Below are 3,370 nucleotides of genomic sequence, written 5' to 3'. Positions count from 1 at the left end.
TTTTTTGTTTCATAGAGCTACTGATCCCACGGATCTGGTTTTTTCAAGTAAGAATCCGGCCCTGCTCAGGTTCCACCCAATGCAGGCAAAGAGGAATCGCAACCGGTTTCGAGCCTGGTTTTTGGCTCGCATAGCGACCAGGTTCGCCTTGGTCTTCATCCACGCAAACGGATGTTCCACGGCTGCTCGAACGCTGTTCAATTTACGGTTTCGTTTTTTCTGGGAGCCTGATAGAGGCTGATTGCGTTTGGCCTTGTCCAAGACTCCATAGTACCAGCCGTAGTGGCGGGCCGAATATTTGTGATGGCCGTCCACATAGGCTTTATCTCCAAATAAGGCCTTCTCATCGTAGCTGATCAGCTTTTTGGTTTGCGTGCTATCGTGAACACTTGCCGGGGTGAAGGTGGCCTTGCGGATGAGTTTGGACTCAATGTCCACACCGATATGACCTTTGTAACCAAAATAGTAGGTGCCGCCTTTTTTTGTGGAATCCGCATCGGTGTCGATCTGCGGGGAAGGCTGCTCAGCCAGCTCCCCGCGCTTTTTATCCGACAGCGGACGTCCCGAGGATGGAAGGATGGAAGCGTCAACAATGGTGCCTTTCTTCACCATCAGGCCCTTGGATTCCAACTGCTGGGTAATCAACTCAAAGATGCGATGGTCTAAATTGTGGACGCTCAGGGCTTCCTTGAAGCGCCAAAAGGTAGTAAAATCAGGGATCTCCTGATCCAGGTTAATTCCCACAAACCGCTGGAAGCTGAGTCGGTCAATCAATTGATCTTCCAGCTGAGGGTCACTCAGGCTGAACAGGGATTGCAGAAACGTGGCTTTGATCATCCACAGCGGGTTTTTGCGAGGCCGGCCACCAGTCTTTTTATCGGTTTTATCGATGATTGAGATTTCCCGGACCAGAGGCTGCCAGTCGATGATCTCGTCAAGTTTATGCAGGTGTTTGGAAAGTTTGCTGATTTTGCGCCGATTGGAAAGAAGTCCGTCGCCAAAGCTTAATTGATCACCGTCAGCCATGAAAAAATCGGATTTTAGATGAAAATTTATGTTGAACCAAAAATAACTGAATCCAATTAAAAACTCACGAACTCAGGAGGTTTTGCAAAGCCTTCTATTAGTGTTCTGGCACTCATCAAACCATTTATGTCCGCAATCGCCTTAATGGATGAATATCCTGTTGCAGTGCCTAAACAGGACATCACTCTATCTCCATCTATGCTTTGAGCCATTAAAGGATTGGCTTCTATAGATTTGCATTTATTCTCCAATTCATCAGCATTTTCCAATATTACTGAGAGAAGTCCCACCATTATTAATTCTTCTTCTGTAATTTTATTTAAATATTCTAAATCCGAATCCTTATCTACTGAATTCTCTAAAACTTTTTCTTTGAAAGCAGAACCTTTTCTTTGTAATGGTAATAAAACATCTTTCAGTATTTCTGATTCTCTATTACCCATAGATGACTTATTGCGCATGTTGCCATCTAATTCTTCAATACTAAAATTGTCCTCTATTTTTTTTGCGATATATCCAATGTCTTCAATCGATTCGACATCAATCAGCTTTATATCTTCATCAGGTGCATTTATTACGCCAGCATCACACCCTACAATTAAAATGGCTGTAAAAATTACTAAAAAATATTTCATTGCAATGATTTTGGTTAAAGTTTGTAAGCCGTCGACCAATTAAAAAAAAAAACGAAAAAGCAAATCCCAAAACTTTGCAAGTAAATGTATTAATAGTCAATTCTTTAAAAATTCTCAACACATTTAACATTTTCAGTTTTGTTGTACAGAATCGAAAAGACTATTTGGGAAGACTGAGCAATGATTGACTGCAACACGTTTCGGTTACTCGGCTTCTTTGACGGGGTGGAGTTAATTGTATTGACCAGCAGGTTTGCAAAAAAAAGAATTAAGTTCCAAAGCGGGAAATTTAACCGCCATAGAGCGGAAACGAGATTATTAGCGGAGAAATAAAATTTCGAAATTTTTATCGATAAGAAAAAAGGGTAAGCTCGAAATTCAGTAAATTCAAAACATAACAATGGCTTCGTGCTGTCCGGTTCAGGTTTGCAGTTCGAAATTGAGGTTATTGCCCGGCAGCACAAGCCATGCGCCGTTATGCTACTAATAACAAAGAACTGACAAAAATGAGAAAACTTCTACCATTCCTTTTTTTGTTAATGATTGCTTGTTCCTCGGATTCAGACAGCGAGTTTAATCAAGAGCAGTTAAGTGAAATCGAGTTGTCAGTAGAGTTTGATTTATCTGAATCAGGCGATATTGATTTTGGCTTCATTCGAAATATATACCTTGATTCATTTGAAAACATCTATGTTGCCGATGCCCAGAGAAACAGCATATTGATTTTAGATCAAAATGGAGAATTGATCAGGGAGTTTAATAATCGCGGTCAAGGCCCGGGCGAATATCTGACATTGGCTCAAATATTTGTAAATAATCAATCATTATACATTGTTGACAGTAATCAGCTTAAGGTTTCAGAATTTCAAATTGAAAATGACTTAGGAGAATTAACTCATATTGAGGACTTTATTTATCCCGATCGAGCTTTTAGACGAGTTGTTAACTTTTGGCCTTATGACGATGAAAATTATCTCTTTGTTTTTGGAGAAAGTTTTTCTCAACATGATTTATGGGATATCAAATATGAAAGGCTGGAACTATTTGATAAAACTTCACAAGTATATACAGAAGTCTATCAATTACCTCAAAGGGAATATTTTCGTTTTAGTAATAGCGGAGGTTTTGGTATTCGCGTACTTCCTTATGGTACAAAACCGATATTTAGTAAAAATAACGGTGATATTTTTTATGGTCATAACAGTGAGCTGACTATAAATAAGTTCAATTTTCAAAACCCTGAGAATTCCACACAAGTTTTAGAAAAGGTACTGGAACCCACTCCAGTCAGTAGCCAGGAAAGACAATCCATTCTTGAGGATGAGTATTACGCTAGTCGTAACGCTGAAAGTGAAATTCGTGAACAACTTCCAGAGATTTGGCCTTTGTATGAAACCTTCTTAATTGATGATAATGAATATATCTGGGTTGCAGTGAATCTTGAAGGATTCAAGAATGGTGAGTTATGGTGGGTTTTTAATAATGAAGGGGAAGGATTATATCAGGCAAAGTTGAAGGAACCTATCATTTTTCACACTATCAAGAATGGTAAAGCTTATGGAGTAACGGAGTCGGAGCTTGGTGTTCACTCATTAATTACATTCAATATTAACAATTAGATATACAGTAGCATAACCAGCAATTCCTGCTGACGGGTTTGCGTTGGTTATTCGACTTTTGAGTTGACTGCCCCGCAGCAGAATTGCCGC

3 protein-coding genes are annotated in these 3,370 nt (G+C 39.7%); 1 reads left to right on the top strand and 2 read right to left on the bottom strand.

Translation table 11 applies throughout. The features are described 5' to 3' along the window. Nucleotides 1–9: 9 nt before the first annotated feature. Together BG260_RS12535 and BG260_RS12530 are read right to left on the bottom strand one after the other, a co-directional pair. Nucleotides 10–1,026 carry an IS5 family transposase gene (locus BG260_RS12535; protein ID WP_069133221.1) on the bottom strand — a complete coding sequence of 339 codons (1,017 nt, stop codon included), beginning with the start codon at nt 1,024–1,026 and terminating at the stop codon, nt 10–12. Nucleotides 1,027–1,082: 56 nt separating this feature from the next. Next, entirely contained in the window at nt 1,083–1,661 is a 579-nt protein-coding gene (locus BG260_RS12530; RefSeq protein WP_069133219.1) for a hypothetical protein, read from the bottom strand. Between the two features lie 506 nt (nt 1,662–2,167). Here BG260_RS12530 and BG260_RS12525 point away from each other — a divergent pair. Continuing rightward, entirely contained in the window at nt 2,168–3,280 is a 1,113-nt protein-coding gene (locus tag BG260_RS12525) for a 6-bladed beta-propeller (protein WP_176719498.1), read from the top strand. The last annotated feature ends 90 nt before the right edge of the window (nt 3,281–3,370 follow it).

The organism is Rhodohalobacter halophilus (assembly GCF_001715195.1).
Classification (GTDB): domain Bacteria; phylum Bacteroidota; class Rhodothermia; order Balneolales; family Balneolaceae; genus Rhodohalobacter; species Rhodohalobacter halophilus.
Note: the sequence above shows the minus strand (reverse complement) of the source record. Positions and strands in the feature narration are given on the sequence as shown.

Coding starts and splice junctions, on each gene's coding strand:
- BG260_RS12535 (WP_069133221.1), bottom strand. CDS start 1,026: ATGGCTGACGGTGATCAATTAAGCTTTGGCGACGGACTTCTTTCCAAT.
- BG260_RS12530 (WP_069133219.1), bottom strand. CDS start 1,661: ATGAAATATTTTTTAGTAATTTTTACAGCCATTTTAATTGTAGGGTGT.
- BG260_RS12525 (WP_176719498.1), top strand. CDS start 2,168: ATGAGAAAACTTCTACCATTCCTTTTTTTGTTAATGATTGCTTGTTCC.